The sequence below is a fragment of the Paractinoplanes pyxinae genome (assembly GCF_026626335.1).
GTDB classification, from domain to species: domain Bacteria; phylum Actinomycetota; class Actinomycetes; order Mycobacteriales; family Micromonosporaceae; genus Actinoplanes; species Actinoplanes pyxinae.
Window position 1 is genome coordinate 45,419 of record NZ_JAPNTZ010000012.1, and the last position, 17,502, is coordinate 62,920.

At 70.4% G+C, this 17,502-nt stretch carries 17 protein-coding genes; 4 read left to right on the forward strand and 13 right to left on the reverse strand.

Annotated elements, in window-relative coordinates; genetic code table 11:
• Window positions 1-34 precede the first annotated feature (34 nt).
• Entirely contained in the window at window positions 35-943 is a 909-nt protein-coding gene (locus OWR29_RS31135; RefSeq protein WP_267566950.1) for a Sco1979 family transcriptional regulator, read from the forward strand.
• Between the two features lie 401 nt (window positions 944-1,344).
• Here the strand turns inward: OWR29_RS31135 and OWR29_RS31140 are convergent, their stop codons facing one another.
• Window positions 1,345-1,581 (reverse strand): DUF397 domain-containing protein, encoded by a 237-nt coding sequence (locus OWR29_RS31140; RefSeq protein ID WP_267566951.1) that lies wholly within the window; start codon window positions 1,579-1,581, stop codon window positions 1,345-1,347.
• A gap of 265 nt (window positions 1,582-1,846) precedes the next feature.
• Between OWR29_RS31140 and OWR29_RS31145 the strand changes: the two genes are divergently transcribed.
• Entirely contained in the window at window positions 1,847-2,086 is a 240-nt protein-coding gene (locus OWR29_RS31145; protein WP_267566952.1) for a hypothetical protein, read from the forward strand.
• A 706-nt stretch (window positions 2,087-2,792) separates the two neighbouring features.
• On the opposite strand, the gene OWR29_RS31150 is transcribed toward OWR29_RS31145, so the two are convergent.
• The 3 genes from OWR29_RS31150 to OWR29_RS31160 form a co-directional block, all read right to left on the reverse strand.
• On the reverse strand, window positions 2,793-3,611 hold the full coding sequence (locus tag OWR29_RS31150; protein WP_267566953.1) for an SAM-dependent methyltransferase: 819 nt from the start codon (window positions 3,609-3,611) through the stop codon (window positions 2,793-2,795).
• A gap of 94 nt (window positions 3,612-3,705) precedes the next feature.
• Window positions 3,706-5,316: a tetratricopeptide repeat-containing diguanylate cyclase gene (locus OWR29_RS31155; protein WP_267566954.1), complete on the reverse strand. Its 1,611-nt coding sequence runs from the start codon at window positions 5,314-5,316 to the stop codon at window positions 3,706-3,708.
• A 207-nt stretch (window positions 5,317-5,523) separates the two neighbouring features.
• Complete coding sequence (locus tag OWR29_RS31160) at window positions 5,524-7,107, reverse strand: MDR family MFS transporter (protein WP_267566955.1); 1,584 nt, start codon at window positions 7,105-7,107, stop codon at window positions 5,524-5,526.
• Between the two features lie 118 nt (window positions 7,108-7,225).
• Between OWR29_RS31160 and OWR29_RS31165 the strand changes: the two genes are divergently transcribed.
• Window positions 7,226-7,822 (forward strand): TetR/AcrR family transcriptional regulator, encoded by a 597-nt coding sequence (locus OWR29_RS31165; RefSeq protein ID WP_267566956.1) that lies wholly within the window; start codon window positions 7,226-7,228, stop codon window positions 7,820-7,822.
• A 108-nt stretch (window positions 7,823-7,930) separates the two neighbouring features.
• Here the strand turns inward: OWR29_RS31165 and OWR29_RS31170 are convergent, their stop codons facing one another.
• Window positions 7,931-8,488, reverse strand: a complete 558-nt coding sequence (locus tag OWR29_RS31170; RefSeq protein WP_267566957.1) for a TetR/AcrR family transcriptional regulator — start codon at window positions 8,486-8,488, stop codon at window positions 7,931-7,933.
• A gap of 70 nt (window positions 8,489-8,558) precedes the next feature.
• On the opposite strand from OWR29_RS31170, the gene OWR29_RS31175 reads away from it, so the two are divergent.
• Window positions 8,559-9,308: a dienelactone hydrolase family protein gene (locus OWR29_RS31175; protein WP_267566958.1), complete on the forward strand. Its 750-nt coding sequence runs from the start codon at window positions 8,559-8,561 to the stop codon at window positions 9,306-9,308.
• Here the strand turns inward: OWR29_RS31175 and OWR29_RS31180 are convergent.
• From OWR29_RS31180 to OWR29_RS31215, 8 genes are all read right to left on the reverse strand, one after another.
• Window positions 9,305-9,670: a hypothetical protein gene (locus OWR29_RS31180; protein ID WP_267566959.1), complete on the reverse strand. Its 366-nt coding sequence runs from the start codon at window positions 9,668-9,670 to the stop codon at window positions 9,305-9,307. The genes OWR29_RS31175 and OWR29_RS31180 overlap by 4 nt on opposite strands.
• Window positions 9,667-10,698, reverse strand: a complete 1,032-nt coding sequence (locus tag OWR29_RS31185; protein WP_267566960.1) for a UDP-N-acetylglucosamine 2-epimerase — start codon at window positions 10,696-10,698, stop codon at window positions 9,667-9,669. The genes OWR29_RS31180 and OWR29_RS31185 overlap by 4 nt, the downstream gene beginning before the upstream one ends.
• A 209-nt stretch (window positions 10,699-10,907) precedes the next feature.
• On the reverse strand, window positions 10,908-11,786 hold the full coding sequence (locus OWR29_RS31190) for a hypothetical protein (RefSeq protein ID WP_267566961.1): 879 nt from the start codon (window positions 11,784-11,786) through the stop codon (window positions 10,908-10,910).
• Between the two features lie 99 nt (window positions 11,787-11,885).
• The gene (locus OWR29_RS31195) at window positions 11,886-12,521 is read right to left on the reverse strand and encodes a GTP-binding protein (RefSeq protein WP_267566962.1); all 636 of its coding nucleotides are present in this window, start codon (window positions 12,519-12,521) and stop codon (window positions 11,886-11,888) included.
• Window positions 12,499-12,960, reverse strand: coding sequence for a DUF742 domain-containing protein (locus OWR29_RS31200; protein ID WP_267566963.1), 462 nt, complete (start codon window positions 12,958-12,960; stop codon window positions 12,499-12,501). Before OWR29_RS31200 ends, OWR29_RS31195 begins: the two co-directional genes overlap by 23 nt.
• A complete protein-coding gene (locus tag OWR29_RS31205; RefSeq protein WP_127498838.1) occupies window positions 12,957-13,427 on the reverse strand; it encodes a roadblock/LC7 domain-containing protein in 471 nt (156 codons plus the stop codon). Before OWR29_RS31205 ends, OWR29_RS31200 begins: the two co-directional genes overlap by 4 nt.
• Window positions 13,424-16,309 (reverse strand): ATP-binding protein, encoded by a 2,886-nt coding sequence (locus OWR29_RS31210; protein WP_267566964.1) that lies wholly within the window; start codon window positions 16,307-16,309, stop codon window positions 13,424-13,426. The genes OWR29_RS31205 and OWR29_RS31210 overlap by 4 nt, the downstream gene beginning before the upstream one ends.
• On the reverse strand, window positions 16,296-17,390 hold the full coding sequence (locus tag OWR29_RS31215) for a hypothetical protein (RefSeq protein ID WP_267566965.1): 1,095 nt from the start codon (window positions 17,388-17,390) through the stop codon (window positions 16,296-16,298). Before OWR29_RS31215 ends, OWR29_RS31210 begins: the two co-directional genes overlap by 14 nt.
• Window positions 17,391-17,502 lie beyond the last annotated feature (112 nt).

The following is a 17,502-nucleotide window of genomic DNA, read 5'->3' on the forward strand; positions in this document are numbered from 1 at the left end:
TGCTCTGGGACTGCGGCCGGCAGCCCCCACTGCGATGACGAGGAGCCAGGTGAGCGCGGGTACGCAGCAGGAGGAGGCGCCGACCGGCGGCCCCACCGTCCTGCGCATCCTGCTCGGGGCCCAACTCCGTCGCTTGCGCGAGGCCAAAGCCATCACGCGCGAGGACGCCGGTTGGGAAATCCGAGCCTCCGGATCCAAGATCAGCCGGATGGAGCTCGGCCGGGTCAGCTTCAAGGAGCGCGATGTCAGCGACCTGCTGACCCTCTACGGGGTGAACGACCCCAACGAGCGTGAGGCGCTGCTCGTACTGGCACGCCAGGCCAACAACCCGGGCTGGTGGCAGCAGTTCAGCGACGTGATGCCGGGCTGGTTCCAGTCGTATCTGGGCCTCGAGGCGGCCGCGACGCTTATCCGTACGTACGAAATTCAGTTCGTTCCCGGTCTTCTGCAGACGCCCGACTACGCCCGTGCGGTCATCATGCTCGGCCACGCCGGTGTCACGCCGGAAGAGATGAACAAGCGGGTCGAGCTTCGCCGCCAGCGCCAGGCGATCCTGGACCGTCCTGAGGGCCCGCAGCTCTGGGCCGTCATTGACGAGGCCGTGCTGCGCCGGCCCATCGGCGGCGTCGACGTCATGAAGGCTCAGATCGAATACCTCATCGAGATCTCCAAGAAGCCCAACGTACGGCTGCAGATCATCCCGTTCCATGCCGGTGGTCACGCCGCGGCGGGCGGCCCGTTCGCGATCCTGCGCTTCCCCGAGCCCGAGCTTCCCGACGTCGTGTACGTCGAGCAGCTGACGAGCGCGATCTACCTGGACAAGCGCGAGGACGTCGACCAGTACGCGATGGCCATGGAGCGGGTCTGCATCGACGCCGAGCCGCCCAGCCACACGCCCGAGATCCTCGGCAAGCTGCTGCACGAAGTCGGACGTCCGGCGTAAATCCGCCACTGTCTGGAGCCGCACGCGAACGCGGGGTAGGCTCTGCAAATTCGCCTCGAGCGTTTGCAGTCGCGAGGGGTGATCGGTGGGGTTCGTCCACGCCCGCTGCCGACGACCGTGGACGAAACCGTTCTACCGTCTCGGGTCCTGCCTGGCTTGAACGGCTAGGCAGGCCCATCTCTTTTCCGGGTGCGCTCTCATAGTCGCATTGCCCGGCCACTTCATTTTTTCGCCGATCGAGCGGGACGTGGAGATGGGCACGTCGCATTCGCGGCGGCCGGCCGTCAGCGGCCAGCGCTTTTCCGGTTGACCCGGCTCATCCCACGTCGGGCCGGGGCCTCTTCTGGTCATCCGAGGAGAACTCTCGCCGGAAGAGATTTCAGGCTTTCGGGTACGCCGGCTCAGGCGAGCAGGTTGTCGAAGTCGCCGTCGTTGACGCCACCGAGGAAAGCCTCGATCTCGGCCCGGGTGTAGATGAGTGCCGGACCCTCGGGGTCACGGGAGTTGCGCATCGCCACCTCGCCGGTGGGCAGGACGGCGCACTCGACGCAGTTGCCGCTGGGGTTGCTGCGCCGGCTCTTCTGCCAGGTGACACCTTCCAACTGGCCGGCGGGGATGCCGTTGACCGCGTACGTCATGTTGAAGCTCCCTTGATTTTCCTCCGGGCGAGGATCGTCCGGAGTCAGATGCTCTCCTGTGAGCAATCATTGCCTCACACCTTGTGCAAATGCACGTGCATTTGGCCTTGCGTACTCACGGGATTGTGAGCATGATAACGCACGGGCGCATCTTGCGGGTGTCACTTAGGGTGACATCTTTGAGTGACCGACCGGTCGCGGAAATGGCGTCCCGGTCTCAGCGCGAGGCTCCTTGGCGGGGGCGTCCTTAGCGGGAGGTAACGAGATGGCAGTTCCGAACATCGGCCCCGAGCACTTCGATCAGGGCGATGCCGGTTCCGCCGAGCCGCGCCGGGGCAACCCGGCGCCGCTCTATCGGGACGAGTCCGTGACCGATGACGTCAGTGCCGCCACGGCGCGCGCGACGGTGGTGTCGCACCGCTTCGGCGGTGTGCGGTATGCGTTGTCCCGGCCGGCCAACCGGCGGCCGTCGAGCAAAGAGGGAGGCTCCGGTGTCCGCGACTGATCACGGTCCCGGGGGTTCGGCGCTCGGCCCGGTCGTTGACGGGGCGTCAGCAGTGATCACTTTGCGTAAGGGGCGGGCACGCTGTCACGGACTGCCCATGTCCGCCGGTCCTGAACAGGCAGCAATTACGCACCGTCGCCCTCAGCTTGCGACGGGCCATCGATCTACGCGATTTAGTTGCTGGGAAGCAAATACCCGACACCGAGGCGGCCTAAACCTCAGTTGATGAAACTTTCCTCCGGCTCCGGCCGGGTCGTCCGGTTCCCCCGTGCCGGGCGGCCCGGCCGGTTCTCATAGAGGCCCGGCCCTGAGCGGCGCGGTCGACGGGGCGGGCCTGGGCGGCGCGGCCGACGGAGCGGGCCTGGGCGGCGCGGCATAGCAGCGGCTGGCGCTAACGGAGCGGCGTAGGAGCGGCTGGCGCTAACGGAGCGGCGGACGAGCGGCCGGCGCTAACGGAGCGGCGGACGAGCGGCCGGCCGGAGCGGCGCGGCCGACGGGGCGCCCGTGAGCGGCGCGCGGCTGACGGTGCGGCTGGCCCGAGCGGCGCGGCCGATTGGAGCGGCTCGGCCGAGAAATGGCCGGTTCGGGCTTGCGGGCGACGCCGGCTGAGGGGTCAGGGCTTGCGGGCGACGCCGGCTGAGGGATCAGGGCTTGCGGGCGACGCCGGCTGAGGGACCAGGGCTTGCGGGCGACGCCGGCTGAGGGATCAGGGCTTGCGGGCGACGCCGGCCCAGTAGTAGGCGGCGTGCGGGTTGTCGACCGGCTCGTCGGGGCGCCAGCTCGACACCGGCACCAGGCCCGGCTCGAGCAGCGGCCAATCGCCGAAGAAGCGGCGGACGTCGGCCTCGGGACGGGCCACCAGGGTCATACCGGCGCCAGTGGCCGCGGCCACTGCCTCGTTGACCTCGTCGGGCGCGAAATCGGCCGTGGGGTGGGTTATGGCCAGCAGGCTGCCCGACGGCATCGCGTCGCGCAGGGCGGCGACCTTGGACCACGGGTCGTCCTCGTCGGCGATCAGCATCAGGATCGCGATCAGCGTGAGACCCACCGGCGCGTCGAGGTCGAGCGTGTCGCGCAGGGTCTTGTCGTTGAGGATCGACTCGGGCGCGCGCAGGTCGGCCGAGATGTACTCGCTGCGCCCCTGCTCGGTGCTGATCATGAGGGCCCGGGCGTGGACGAGCACGATCGGGTCGTTGTCCACATAGACCACGCGGGACCCGGGCTCGATGCTCTGGGCGATCTCGTGCAGGTTGGGCCGGGTGGGGATGCCCGTGCCGACGTCGAGGAACTGGCGGATGCCCTCTTTCTCGACCAGGTCGCGGGCGACGCGGTGGACGAACTTGCGGTTCTCGGCGGCCATGTAACGCATGCCGGGAATCGCCTTGATCATGGCGTCGCCCACCGCGCGGTCGACGGCGAAGTTGTCCTTGCCGCCGAGCCAGTAGTCGTAGATGCGGGCCGAGTGCGGCACGTTGATGTTCACGCCGGGGGGCGCGACCTCGGGCACCGGGGAATCCTGAGCCACCTACGCCTCCTCGCCGACTGTCGTCAGTGCGGTAAAGAGTAGCGGTCGAAGTCGATCAAAATCACTCCTGATCTTGATCGCGGAAAGGCGCTGCTCAGGCGGCTGACGCCCGATCGCGGTACGACCGAGTCCGATCCGGACCGGGCACTCCGCACACCACGCGGTCGCGGCCACCGTGCTTGGCGGCGTACAGGTTGCGGTCGGCTGTGGACAGCAGGCTGGGCTGGGTCAGCTTCTCGGCCTCGCGAGCGCCGGCCACACCGATGCTGATCGTGACCGGCAGACCGCGGGTGATGCCACCCCAGTCGTACGCGCCCACGGCCCGCCGGATGCTGTCGACCTCACGGCCGGCCCGCGACGACGGACACCCGGGCAGCACCATCAGGAACTCTTCGCCGCCCATGCGGGCGACGAAGCCGTCGGGGGCCACGGCCGCCAGCTCGGTCTCGAGGATCTTGGCCACCTGCACCAGCACCTGGTCGCCCACGTCGTGCGAGAGCTGGTCGTTGATCCGCTTGAAGTGGTCGAGGTCGACCAGGGCGACGGTCAGGTCGGGATCGGTGCTGATCAGGCGGGACAGCTGCTCGTCGATGTAGCGGCGGTTGCGCAGGCCGGTCAGCGGGTCGCGCCGGGCCTGCTCGCGGAACGTCTCCGCCTCCTGCCGGGCTTCCGCTGTCTCGAACAACGCTTGCCGCGTACGGGCCTGGGCCTCACGCTGGCGCGACCGCAGCCCGATGTACGACGCGAAGAACGACTTGTGTGCCTCGTACGCCTCAGCGAACTCGCCCCGGGCGGCGTGCAGCTCGGCCTGCTCCTGGAACGTCTGCACGAGGAAGTGGCCCAGCTCGCGGTCGGCGCAGAGCCGGCGCGACTCGTCGAGGCTGTGCTGGGCACGCTCGAACGCCCCGAGACCGCGCTGGGCCCGGGCCAGGTTGAGCAGGTATTCCGGCATGGCGTCGGCGTCGTCGCGGCGGATCAGGCTGTACTTCTCGATGCACTGCAGCATGGTCTGCTCGGCCGCGGCGTACTGGCCGTTGCTCATCTCGATGGCGCCGATCGTGTCGAGCACGGTGGCGTCGAGTTCGAATTCGTGCGTGTCGGCCAGGGCACGCAGCCGCTGCGCGACCTGCTGAGCGTGCTCGTAGTTGCCGACGGCGTGCTCGGAGTAGGCGTAGTTGTTGAGCACGTACAGCTTCAGGAAGGGCCGGTCGAGCTCGGTGGTCAGCCGCTCGGCCTGGTCGAACCGCTCGCGGGCGGCGTCCATGGAACCGGCGAAGGCCAGCGCGTCGGCCAGCTTGGCCCGGTGCCAGATCTGCATGTGAGCGGTGGCTGTCTCGTCGAGCAGCTCGACGCTGAGCACCGCGTGCTCGAGGCTCTGGGCGGCGTCGCCGAGGTGGCGGTGGATGGCCGACCAGATCAGGTGTGTGCGCGCCGTCAGCTTGCGGGCGTCGTGGTCGACCGCCCACTGGTGGATGTGCCAGATGCGCTGCGCCGCCTCGGCGACGTCACCGGAGCGCATGCGCATGTTGGCCTGGCTGAGCCGGGCCCGGGCGACGAGCATGTCGTCGCCCAGCAGGCGGGCCTGGCGCTCGTAGCGCTCGGCTCGCTCCAGCATGGGGACGGCATCCCAGTGGATGTCGTCCTCCAGCTCGAGGAGAGCCGCGTCCAGCCGCTCGGCGTCGAGCACTTCCCGGTCCGGATCCACGTGGCCAGCCCCCTCTCTCGCTTCTGGGCCACTGATCGTCAGCGCCGGGCCGGTGTTGAGGAAAACACGGTGATCAGCGCTCCGCTTTCGAAGGTTAGCTCTGCGTGAGACCACCGTTCCATGATTGCCCGCGTGAGCAATCTCGCCCCACCAGCAACAAACGCGGCGCCCGCCGAAGGCGGACGCCGCGTTGGCCGTACGTGTTGATCACTTGCTCAGAGCGGGAACCTTCTCCTCCGCGGCGACCTGGGCCGCCGGGGTGGCGTCGACCGTCGAGCGCAGCGCGGCCGGGCGCATCAGGGCCGCGGCGATCACACCGACCACCGCGATGGCCGCGCTGATCAGGAAGATGTGACCGGTGGCGTCGCCGTAGGCGGCCCGCACGATGTGCTGGATCGACTCGGGCAGCGCACCCAGGTTGAGCGTGCTGCTGCCGCCGGTGCTGCCGGCCGGGACGCCCGCGGCGGCCAGGCCGCTGGTGACCTGCTCGCTGACCCGGCGGGCGAGCACCGCGCCGAGCACCGAGACGCCGATCGTGCCGCCCAGCGAGCGGAAGAACGCGATGGTCGAGCTGGCCGCGCCGATGTCCTTGAGCGAGACGGTGTTCTGCACCGACAGAACCAGGTTCTGCATCGACATGCCGACGCCCACACCGACGAGGCCCATTGCGATACCGACGTACCAGAGCGGGGTTTCGTGGTCGAGCATCGAGAGCCCGGCGAACCCGGCGACCAGGATGATCGTGCCGGCCAGGATGTACGGCTTGAGGCGGCCGCTCTTGGTGATCATGCGACCGGTGATGGTCGACGAAACCAGGATGCCGGCCATCATCGGGATGGTGAGCAGGCCGGCCTCGGTCGGGCTGTAGCCGCGGCCGATCTGGAAGTACTGGCCGAGGAAGACGGCGCCGCCGAACATGGCCATGCCGACTGCGAGGCTCGCCACGATGGCCAGGGCGGTGTTGCGCTGCTTGACGATGTCGAGCGGGACGACCGGCTCGGCGACCCGGGTCTCGACCCAGACGGCCAGGGCCAGTAGCACCAGGCCGGCGCCGACCATCGCGGCGCTCTGCCACGAGACCCAGCCGAACGAGCTGTCGACGAACGAGACCCAGACGAGCAGCGTGCTCACGCCGGCCGCGATCAGCCCGGCGCCCAGGTAGTCGATCTTCACGTCGGCCCGGCGGACGACCTCGAGGTTGAGCGTCTTCTGCAGCACGACCAGGGCGATCACGGCGATCGGGGCGCCGATGAAGAAGCACCAGCGCCAGCCCAGCGTCGAGTCGACGATCAGGCCGCCCAGCAGCGGGCCGCCGACCGTGGCCAGCGCCATGACGCCGCCGAGGTAGCCGTTGTAGCGGCCGCGCTCACGGGGCGGGATCATCGCGGCGATCGCGACCTGGACCAGCGCCTGCACGCCGCCCATGCCGAGCCCCTGGAAGGCGCGGGCGGCGATCAGCTGCCCGGCCGTCTGCGAGAAGCCGGCCACGATCGAGCCGAGCACGAACACCACGATCGAGATCTGGACCAGCAGCTTCTTGCTGTAGAGGTCGGCCAGCTTGCCCCAGATGGGGGTGGAGGCGGTCGCGGTGAGCAGGGTCGCGGTGACGACCCAGGTGTATTGCGTCTGGCTGCCGTCGAGAGCGCCAATGATCTTGGGCAGTGCCGTGGACACGATGGTCGAGCTGGCCATCGCGACGAAGAGCACCAGCAGGAGGCCGGAGAGGGCTTCCATGATCTGGCGGTGGGACATGGCGCCCGGCCGGACGCTCGTAGTGCTCGAGGCGCTCATCGCGCAGCCTCCATCAGGGTGAAACAGAAGTAGTTGCCAGATACAACTATCGGCCGAGCTTTCCCATTGCGCAAGTTTGCACATTGAGAAGGGAATCACACGCCGGTACCCTCAAGTCATGACCACCGCGGCCGAACCCGGCCTCCGCGAGCGCAAGAAGGCAGCGACCCGGCAGTCCCTGCACGCGGCCGCGATGCGGCTGGCCATCGAGCACGGGCCCGACCGCGTCACGGTCGAGGCCATCGCCGACGAGGCCGGCGTTTCCCGGCGTACGTTCTCGAACTACTTCAGCAGCAAGGAAGAAGCCCTGCTGTACGGGGACTACCAGCGCATCCACCTGCTGATCGAGCAGGTGCGGGCGCGTCCCGCGGGCGAGCCGACCTGGGCTGCGCTCACCGCGGCGGCCGAGCAGTTCTACTTGAAGCTGGGCGAGCTCGACCCGCAGTGGGTGGCCCAGAGCCGTCTCGTCCGCGCCCAACCCAGCCTGGTCGGGGCCCAGGTGCAGACGTTCGCCGCCCTCGAGCGTGAGCTCTCGGCCGAGATCGCGGCCCGCACCGGCGCCGACGCGTCCGGCGTCCGGGTCAAGATGACCTCCGCCGCCTTCCTGGCCTCGCTGCGGGTGGCGCTGCACATCTGGCTCGACAAGCCGCCCGGCACCAACCTGTGGGACCTGGTGTCCGAGGCGTTGGCCGAGGCGGGCCAGGGCTTCGCGTAAAAAGCGCGACCCCGGGTGGGGGCCCAGGGTCGCGCCTGTTTGGGGATGAGAGCCGAGTGTCGGCCGCCGTCCGTTAAACGGTCCTTAAAGAGTTCTGAAAAGTGGATCTCAGCGTGCGCCCAGGCCGTCCAGCACCAGGGCCAGCTGGCGGCGCCACGCGCCGGGGTCGGGCGAGCTGCGCAGCACCCCGGCGTTGGCCCGCATGAGCAGGCTGATGTCGCGCCTGGTGAAGTCGGCCCGCAGCCGGCCCGCGGCCTGCGCCCGGCGGATCACCTCGGTGGCGCCGCGCTGGGCGGTCGCCAGCAGCCCGGCCAGCCGCTCGTCCTCGTCGAACCCGGTGGTCACCAGCAGCTCGGAGAGGCCACGGTCGGTCGCCTGGATCTCGAACAGCCGGGTCAGGTAGGTCACGAAGGCGGCCCACGGGTCCGGTTCGGCCAGGGCGTTCTCGGCCAGTTCGACGTACCCGGTCATCTGCCCGGCGAAGACCTCGGCGATCAGGTCGCGGCGGGTCGGGAAGCGCCGGTACAGCGTGGCGTTGCCGACCCCGGCCCGGCGGGCGATCTCGTCGAGCGAGGCGTCCAGCCCGTGCTCACCGAAGACCTGACGCGCCGCGGCCAGCAGCGCGGCCCGGTTACGCTGCGCGTCGGCGCGCAGTCGATCTGCCATGGGTGACAGGGTACGACGGGACCGGGGATGCATCCCCGGTTGGTGCTACGGTCGCTGCCGGAGGTGCGCCATGCAGACGCAGACAGTGCAGATTTCCACCGGCGACGGGGCCGCTGACGCCTATTTCGTGCGGCCCGACGGTGACGGCCCGTTCCCGGGCGTACTGCTGTTCATGGACGCTTTCGGGCTGCGGCCGCGCATCGCCGAGATGGCTCAGCGGATCGCCGAGCGCGGGTACGCCGTACTCGCGCCCAACATTCTCTATCGCGGCGGCCCGTCGCCTCTGGTCACGCCCGAAGAGCTGCAGGACGAGGAGAAGCGCGGCGCTGCCTTCGGCCGACTGCTGCCGCTGATCCAGGGCCTGACCGCCGACCGGGTCGCCGCCGACTCGGGCCACTACCTCGACTTCTTCTTCGCCCAGGACGGTGTCGCCGACCGGCCGGTGCTGGTCGTCGGCTACTGCATGGGCGGCACCAACGCGCTGCGGGCGATCGAGGCCCACCCCGACCGGATCACCGCGGTCGCCGCCTTCCACGCCGGCCGGCTCGTCACCGACCAGCCGGACAGCCCGCACCTGGCGGTCGGCCGGATCCCCGGCGAGGCCTACTTCGGTCACGCCGACAACGACCCCTCGGCCACCGCCGACCAGATCCGGACGCTCGAGGCGGCGCTCGACGACGCCGGCGTGAAGTACACGTCCGAGGTGTACGCCGGGGCGCCGCACGGCTTCACGATGTCGGACACGGCTATGTACAACCGTGAGGCCGAGCAGCGGCACTGGACCAACCTGTTCGCGCTGCTCGAACGCACCTTCGGCTAGTTCGCGTACAGCCCCGGGAAGAACCGGTCGGTGGCGGTGACGTCGTAGACCTGGCGCACCTCGGTGATCCGGCCGTCGGCGACGGTCAGGAACTCCACCATGCGGACCGTGCCGAACGGCGCCTCGAGGTCGTACACCAGCGCGGCGCCGTCGTCGGCCCGGCTCTGCCCGACGACGGTGACCGTGTCGGCGAAGACGGCGATCCGGTGCAGCACCTGCACCAGTTCCTCGTCGTCGACCGGCGCGTCCAGGTTCCACTCGATCTCGGCGTCCGGCGCCAGCATCTGCCGCACCGCGACCCGGTCGTCGCTGGTCCACGACTTCGTCCAGAAATCGGCGACGTCCATCGTGCTCTCCTTCATCGGGCCACCCCGGCGGTCGGCTTGGCCGGCATCGGGTCGGGGAACTGCCCGTGGCCGAGCAGCGCCGCCGTGGCCTGGGCGACGCGGTAGGCGGCGAGGCCGTCGCCGTACGGGTTGCCGCCGAGTGCCATGGCGTCCCGGCGCACCCGGTGCTCCAGCAGGTCGGCGACCTCACTGGTGATCGCGGCCGGGTCGGGCTCGACCAGCTTGGCGCTGCCCGCGAGCAGGGCCTCGGCGTGCCGGGCCTCGAAGCCGATCATCAGCACCGGGCAGTAGGCGGCCAGCGACTGCTCGACCATGTCCTCGTCGTCGGTGACCACGAGGTAGGCCTGGGAAAGCAGAGTGGCGAACTCGAGGCCGGGCGCGAAGTCGGCCGCCGGGACGACCTCGAGGTCGGGGTAGCGGCCGGCCAGGTAACGCAGCGCCGGGCCGATCGCGGCCGCGCGCTCGGGCGGCACGGCCAGCACGATCGTGCGGTGGCCGCGCGGCGGCGCGGCGAGGGTCCGGGCCGCGAGCAGTTGGGCGGCGTCCTGCGCGGTGCCGCCGGTCAGCAGCGTGTCGCCGGGGATCACCCGCTCGTCCAGCAGGTTCATCGCGGCCAGCGGGGTGGCGGCCAGGTGCACGGTGGTGACCTGGGCCAGCAGGCGCCGCTGCGATTCGAGGGCGGAGGCCGAGCCGAGTTCGCCCGAGCGCCGACCGGCGTCGATGGTCATGACCGGTACGCGCCGCCAGAACGCCGCCAGCGCCGGGGCCAGCCCATCGCGTACGACCACGGCGGCCGGTGTGTGCACGGCCCACAGCTCGTCGAAGCGGCGCATCGTCTCGGCGTGGCCGTCACCCGAGGGCAGCGTGATCCGCGGGGTGATGCCGAAGGCGGACAGGGCCTGGCCGACCGCGTCGGGGTCGTCGCCGGTGGCCACCGGGACAGCGGCGAGGCGGCCCTGCTCCCGCATGGCGAGCGCGACCGGGGCGAGCCGCAGGGCCTCGGCCACGGAGCCGGCGACCAGGTGGACTTCGGGCAGCGACATCAACATCTCCGAGGCGTACGCAGGTGGGCGGCGCAACCGGTCATGGTTACGCGCCGTAGCGGGAACGCCTTGGACGCTATTTCAGTTACAGAGCGTGATTCAAGAGCCAGCGCTGTGATCTGGCTGAAAGGCCCAACCCAGACGGCTCAAGCGGGCTTTTCGGGCGCAAACCGACCGCCGTCGACCCGACGGTCGACATTACGCTGAGTTCAGCCGCGGGGTTGACCGTCGAGCAGTGACGGATCGTCGCGCAGCAGCGCGGCCAGGCGCCGGGCCGCCATCTCGGTCTCTTCCGGGCGCTCGACCTGCAGCGGGATCGGCTGCGGGAGCGGCTGCGGCATGCCGCGCTGCTCGGGCACCGGGGCGCGGGGCGGCGCACCCCGCTCGGCGGCGGACGGCTCAGCCGGCGGGCGGTGCTGCTCGGGGTGGATACGGCGGGTCGCGCCGGCCGAATCCTCCGGGGTCGGCACCGGAGGCGGCGGCGTGGCGGCGAACGGATGCGGCGGATAGGCCGTCGGCTGGCCGCTGGAGGCCATGCCCAGGTCGCGCAGGCGGGCGCCCAGGTCGCGGGACGTCTCGCCGGGGTCGCGGTCGGGATAGCGGGCATCGGTCGCCGACGGCGCGTCGAACGACCCGTAACGGCGCTCGGCCGTGTCGGAGTCGGCGTAGTAACCGGCGTCGGGCGGGCCGAACCGATCCTGGTCGTCCTGGCTCATCCGGCGGGTGTCGCCGCCCACCGGCTCGGCCGGCGCGGCCGAATAGGGCGCTGCCGAGTAGGGCCGATCGTCGGCCTCGTACTCGACATCGGCGTGCCGCGGACCGGCCGGCTCGGGCGCCAGGGCGGCCGCGTTCTCGGCGTTGACCTGCACCTGGCCCTCGGCCAGATAGAAGTGCAGCAGGAGCGGATCGCCGGCGCCCTCGACGCCCACGCTCACGCCCAGCTCGGGATGACGGGCGACCACGGCCGCCACCGCCTCGACCAGCTCGGTCACGGCCGCCGGCGTGCCGGGGGCCTCACCCGTGGCTCGCCGGCGCAGCTCGTCACGACGCGCGAGCTTGTCGAGAGCGTCATCCAATCCGCCGCGCACGTTGTTCGTCCTTCCGTAGCGGGTCTCGCCGATACCACTCTGCCCGCTCGGAGGGCGATTTGGGAACCTCGATCTCAGCGACCCGCCACACACCCGCCGTCAGGAGTACGACGACTTCTGCCGGATCGCCTTGTCCAGGGCTTGATCCAGGACGACGAGCAGCGCGTCACGCACCGAACCGCGGAACCGGGCGTCGAACGAGAGCACCGGCACGTCCTCACGGATGGCCAGCGCCCAGCGCACCTCGTCCAGGCTGTAGCTCATCTGCCCGTTGAACGTGTTGACGCCGACCACGAACGGCAGCCCGGCCCGCTCGAAGTAGTCGACGGCGGGATAGCAGTCGTCGATCCGGTTGGTGTCGACCACGACCAGCGCGCCCAGGGCGCCCTTGATCAGGTCGTCCCACATGAAGGCGAAGCGCGACTGGCCGGGCGTGCCGAAGATGTAGAGCTTCAGCGTCTGGTCGATCGTGAGCACGCCGAAGTCCATCGCGATGGTCGTCGTCGTCTTCATCGTGGCCTGGCCGGGATCGTCGATGCCGACGGAGGCCGAGGTCATCTCGGCCTCGGTGGTCAGCGGGCTGATCTCCGAGATGGCGCCCACGGTGGTGGTCTTGCCGACGCCGAAGCCGCCGGCCACGATGATCTTGACGGGGACCGGGGCCTTCTTCGGCCGGCCACCGCTGCCCACGGCGGCGGTGCCGACCACGCGGTCAGGTGATTGCTCGTAGTCCACGGATCACTCGCATGATGGTTTCGGGGTCGGGGGTCTCGTTGTCCAGCACGTGGACGTCCAGTTGGCCGGCGGCGCGCAGGTCGCCGACGAGGATGCGCGTGACGCCGAGATGCAGGCGCAGCCGGGCGGAGATCTCCGCCACGGAGACGGGCTCGAAGCAGAGGCCGACGATGGCCCGCATCTCGGGTGAGAGACGTACGGGGCCGGCGCCGGGGGCAACGGTCACCTGCGTTTCCATCCCGATGTCGGGATCGGCGCCGTTGGTGCGGCCGGACGTGATGACGAACGGGCGCAGGGCAGCGGACTGCTCGGGGGCCGGCGGTTGCTCGTCCTGAGGGGCGGGACGGTAGCCGCCGGCCGAGAGCGGGCCGGACTGCAGGAAGGGTCGGACACTCGGCCGAGCCGGGTGTGCCGGGTCGTCGGGGTCCGGGTAGGTCATTGCTGAACGGCGTTCTTCAACTCGGCGATGAGACGCGGGCTGAGGGCGCCACCGGCGCGGGTGGCGAACAGCGTCATCTCGTACGCCAAGGTGCCCAGGTTGGCCGACCGGTCGGCGATCACACCGAGCACCGACCCGGCGCTGATCGCGGTGACCAGCAGATAGCCGTCGGCCATGTCGATGATGACCCGGTTCAGCGAGCCCAGCCGGTACCAGCTCGCGGCGCCGCCGGCCAGGCTCGTCAGACCCGAGACGACGGCGGCCAGGCGCTCCGCGTTGGGCCGGTCCTTGATCGCCGACATCGCCATGAGCAGGCCGTCGGACGACACCGCGATGGCCTCGATCACGCCGGCCGTGCCGGAGGTGAAGGAGTCCAGCAGCCAGTTGAAGGTCTTGGCCTCGGCGCTCAGTTGGGACTGGGCGTAGTCGCGGCCGTTGCCGGTGTCGGTGCTGTAGGGGGAAGTCATCGCGGTTGTCCCTCGGGTTGTGGCTTCGTTTCGTTCAGCGCGAGTGCGACTCCGTACTCGAACTGTTCCATCAGGGCACGGGCTTCGTCCGGGTCCAGGGGAAGACTCGGTGACGCCGGAGGCGGATAGTTCGGCTCGTCACGCGGCAGGGTGGCCCCCGGCACCCGCCGAGCCAGCGGAGCATGTCCGGCCGACGGCGGCGAGGACATCTGCGTCTCCGCCACGTCCCACTGGGCCCGGCTGACCCCGGCCTCGAAGTCGTCGAACGCGGCCCTCGCGGCGACCGCGTCGTCCTGGGACGGCAGGCTGGCGGGCAGCGCGCGGCCACCCTCTTCGGGAAGCTGGCTGCCGGGCACCCGGCGGCGCAGCGGTCCGGTGTTCCCCAGGCTGGGCGACGAGGGCGCGGACGGCGGCGGCGGTTCGGGCATCGAGGGCGGCTGGTACGCCTGAGGCGCGTACCGGTAGTCCTCTTCGCTCGTCCGCTGCTGCGGGATCGCGGGCATGGCCGGCGGGGGCTCGACCGCCGGCTGCGACCACCCGGTCGGCGCCGGGGCGGGCGTTTCCACGGCCGGCTGCGACCAGGTCGTCTGGGGCGGGGTCGCCGGCTGCTGGTGCCAGGCGCTCGGACCGGCCGCCGGCAGCTCCGGCATCGCGGCCGGCACCCGGCCCGCGACCGGCGCGTTGAGGTCGTACTCGGGCGTGACGACCGGCTGCTGGAAGGCAACCGGCTGACCCGGCGTGTAGACCGGCTCGGCGTCGTAGATCGGCTGCCCGGCGTACGCGTCGGTGTGCGGGTCGGCGACCTGCGCAGTCGCCCGGACCGGAGCGAACGCGTTCCACGACTGTCCGGTCTCGAGCGTCTGGGTCGCCCGGTGCAGCGCGTTGGCGTCGAACGGCTGCTGGCTGCCGGGCACCGAGGCGCGGGCGGCCGAACCGGCGATGACCTGCGCGAACTCTGAGGTGTGGTAGGCGCCCTGACCCGGGCCGGCCACCGACGGGAACGGCGGCACGTCCGGCGCGATAGTGGTGATCACCCGGGCGATCAGGTGCGACGGGTTCAGGTCGACCCACGCCGTGATGCCGCCACCCGGCGTCTCGGTCAGCGTGACCTCGATGCCGTGCCGGCGGGCGAGCCGGCCGACCACGAACAGGCCGAGCACCTCACTGGGAGCCAGGTCCAGGCGCTCGCGACGGGTGAGCCGGGCATTCTCCTCGGCCAGGCGCTCGGGCGGCATGCCCAGGCCCTGGTCGACGATGGCCAGGCGGGCGCCGCCGCGCAGCTCGTTGGCCGTGATCACCACGCGGGTGTGCGGCGGGGAGAACGCGGTGGCGTTCTCCATCAGCTCGGCCAGCAGCAGCGTCAGGTCGGCCAGGACGGCCGGCACGACCACGATCTCTTCCGGGACGTCGACGTCGACGCGGGTGTAGTCCTCGATCTCACCCAGGGCGAGACGGACGACGTCCTGCAGCGGCAGCGGGGCCATGTGCTCGTTGGCGCCGGTGGCGCCGGAGAGCACGACGAGGCTGGACGCGTTCCGGCGCAGACGGCTGGACATGTGGTCGAGGCGGTAGAGCTCGGCCAGGCGGTCGCTGTCGGTCTCGCGTCGCTCCAGGTTGTCGATCAGCGCCAGCTGGCGGCCGACCAGGTTCTGGGTACGGCGTCCGACGTGCGCGAACATCTGGGCGGTGTTACGCCGGCCGAGCACCTGACGTTCCACCAGCCGCACGGCGGTGGTCTGCACCCGGTCGAACGCGCGGGCCAGGTCGCCGATCTCGTCCTGGGCCTCGACGTCGACCGGGTCGAGGCGGATCGGTCGTACGGACTCGGCGTCGTCGTCCGCCACGCGTTCGAGCTCGGCCTCGGCGGCGCGGGCGATCCGGTCGGCCGAGACGGTGAGGCGGCGCAGCGGCCGGGCCACCGCGCGGGCCATGAACAGGCTCAGGCCGACCACGATCAGCAGCAGCAGGAACGAGCCGCCACCGATGAGGAAGGCGTCGCGGATGGCCGTGTCGCGGTTGTTGGTCACGATGGCGTTCACGTCGGCCGCCACGCGTTTCTCGACGAAGCCGCCGAGGACGAGCACGGACTGCAGCGACGGGAAAAGCGTCTGGATCTGCAGCGACGCGATGGCGGTGGCCGGGTCGGTCGCGGCCAGCGCGAGGAACTGCGGCCCCACGCGGGCCTGGAACGCGTCCTGGGCGCCGAGGTAGAGCTTGTACTGGCTGTCGGTGAAGAACGACTCGGCGTTCAGGATGATCTGCTGCAGCTGGATCAGCGACTGCGAGAACAGGCCGATGAAGCCGGGTTGCTTGCTCACCACCGCGGCGGTCAGGTAGCCCGAGGCCTGGCTGATCAGCTCGTCACTGCGCAGCGCCTGCTCGAGGGCGAACAGCTGCCGGCCGACACCGGTCTTGAGGTCCGCGTTGGACGAGAGCGCGAGCCCGTTGATGATCGGCGTGATCCGGTTGGTGAACTCGAGCACCAGGTCGTTGGGCAGGATGGCCTGGTTGAGCACGTTCTGCCGGGCGTTGTCGAGCCGGGCGGCGTTGCGGACCGCGCGGGAAAGTTCCCGGGTCACGGCGTCACTGCCGTCGTCCACGCGGGCCACGGCCTCGCGCGCGGTGGCGCTCTGCACGACCAGCTCTGACTTGCTGACCAGCCTGAACAGGTAGCCGACCGAGAGCAGTCGCTCCTCCTGGAGTTCCTGCACGGCCGTGCCGACGCGGGTGGCCAGGGCCACGGTGTCCGACGTGTTCTGGGCGTCGGTGGCGGCCTGGATGCGGTTGACGATGATCGGCACGCTCAGCGCCACGACGCCGAGCAGCGGCACGAGCACCAGCAGGGCGAGCTTGCCCAGGATGCGGAACTTACCGAACAGCACCGGAGCGCTCCCGCCGTGTCGGGTCGAGTTCACCGTAGGCCGGTTGTTCGTACGGACCTCCGTACGGTCCGGGCCGGTTCTGGGCGACGTCGCGGGTGGACTCGCCGATGGTGTGGGCCGGGCGCTCGGGGGCGGCGTCGGCCTCGCGGCGCCGGGTGAACGCGGGCCAGATGAGCGCGCCCAGCACCAGCAGCAGGGCCAGCCCGCCCATGACGATGGCCTCGGTGCGCCGGTAGTTCAGCGTGTCGAGCCGGTCGTCGAGCAGGCGGTCCATCTCTTTGAGGGTGATGCCGGCCAGGTTGCTGAGCGCCGTCTGCAGGGTGGTCTGCGCGGTCGACATGGTGGCCGCGTTGGGGGTGCCGGCCGGGTTGGCGCCGCGGTTCATGGCCTCGACGCCGCGGCGGAACGAGTCGAGCGCGCTGACCAGGCTGCCGCTGAGCGTGTCGCTCTCGGTGTTGTCCACCGCGGCCTGCAGGTTCTCGGTGAGCTGCTTGACCGTGTCCTGCACGGTGAGCACCTCGTGCGCGAACTGGGCCTGCACCTGGGGCCGGTTGGCGGCGGGCAGCCCCTGCAGCAGGTTCGCGTAGTCGCCCATCCGGTTCACCCGGGTCACGGCCGTCGGCATGTCGATCGCCACGGCCTGCTGCAGGTTCGAGATGTCACCGTCGGGGTCGCGGTTGAGCTCGGCATTGCGCCGGACGGCGGCGTAGAGCGCCAGCGTCAGGTCGCTCGCCTCGACGTGGGCGTTGAGGATGTTGACGGCGCCGGTGACCTTGGGCAGCTTGCTGATCTTGTCTTTCAGGTCGGCCCAGCGCGGCTTGGTGCGCAGGTCGTCGCCGAGCTTGTCGTCGGCCGCGGACACCCGGGTCACGGCCGCGGCCAGCGACTCCGGCGGCTCACTGACGCCCTGGATGCCCGTCGACTGCGATTCGGCGAGGGCGCTGACGAGCGGGGTCAGGGCGGTCAGGTACTCGACGCCCTTCTTCTCCAGCTCGGAGCTCGACCGCTTGTCGGAATTGTCGGTCCAGACGCGACCGAACAGCACCGCTGTCGGCACCAGGACCAGGACCGTCAAAATCACCGCGAGCGCGGAGCCTAAACGGGTTCGCCGGCTGTTCATTGCTTTCGTCCTCCGCCATGCACACGCGATGAGCCGTATTTTTAGCTACTTTCCGTAGCCGTCAGACCCACGG

Bases quoted from the DNA above. Each gene is read 5' to 3' on its own strand.
- OWR29_RS31165 (WP_267566956.1), top strand. From the start codon at position 7,226: ATGACCACCGCGGCCGAACCCGGCCTCCGCGAGCGCAAGAAGGCAGCG.
- OWR29_RS31180 (WP_267566959.1), bottom strand. From the start codon at position 9,670: ATGAAGGAGAGCACGATGGACGTCGCCGATTTCTGGACGAAGTCGTGG.
- OWR29_RS31145 (WP_267566952.1), top strand. From the start codon at position 1,847: ATGGCAGTTCCGAACATCGGCCCCGAGCACTTCGATCAGGGCGATGCC.
- OWR29_RS31170 (WP_267566957.1), bottom strand. From the start codon at position 8,488: ATGGCAGATCGACTGCGCGCCGACGCGCAGCGTAACCGGGCCGCGCTG.
- OWR29_RS31185 (WP_267566960.1), bottom strand. From the start codon at position 10,698: ATGTCGCTGCCCGAAGTCCACCTGGTCGCCGGCTCCGTGGCCGAGGCC.
- OWR29_RS31200 (WP_267566963.1), bottom strand. From the start codon at position 12,960: ATGACCTACCCGGACCCCGACGACCCGGCACACCCGGCTCGGCCGAGT.
- OWR29_RS31160 (WP_267566955.1), bottom strand. From the start codon at position 7,107: ATGAGCGCCTCGAGCACTACGAGCGTCCGGCCGGGCGCCATGTCCCAC.
- OWR29_RS31140 (WP_267566951.1), bottom strand. From the start codon at position 1,581: ATGACGTACGCGGTCAACGGCATCCCCGCCGGCCAGTTGGAAGGTGTC.
- OWR29_RS31135 (WP_267566950.1), top strand. From the start codon at position 35: ATGACGAGGAGCCAGGTGAGCGCGGGTACGCAGCAGGAGGAGGCGCCG.
- OWR29_RS31175 (WP_267566958.1), top strand. From the start codon at position 8,559: ATGCAGACGCAGACAGTGCAGATTTCCACCGGCGACGGGGCCGCTGAC.
- OWR29_RS31205 (WP_127498838.1), bottom strand. From the start codon at position 13,427: ATGACTTCCCCCTACAGCACCGACACCGGCAACGGCCGCGACTACGCC.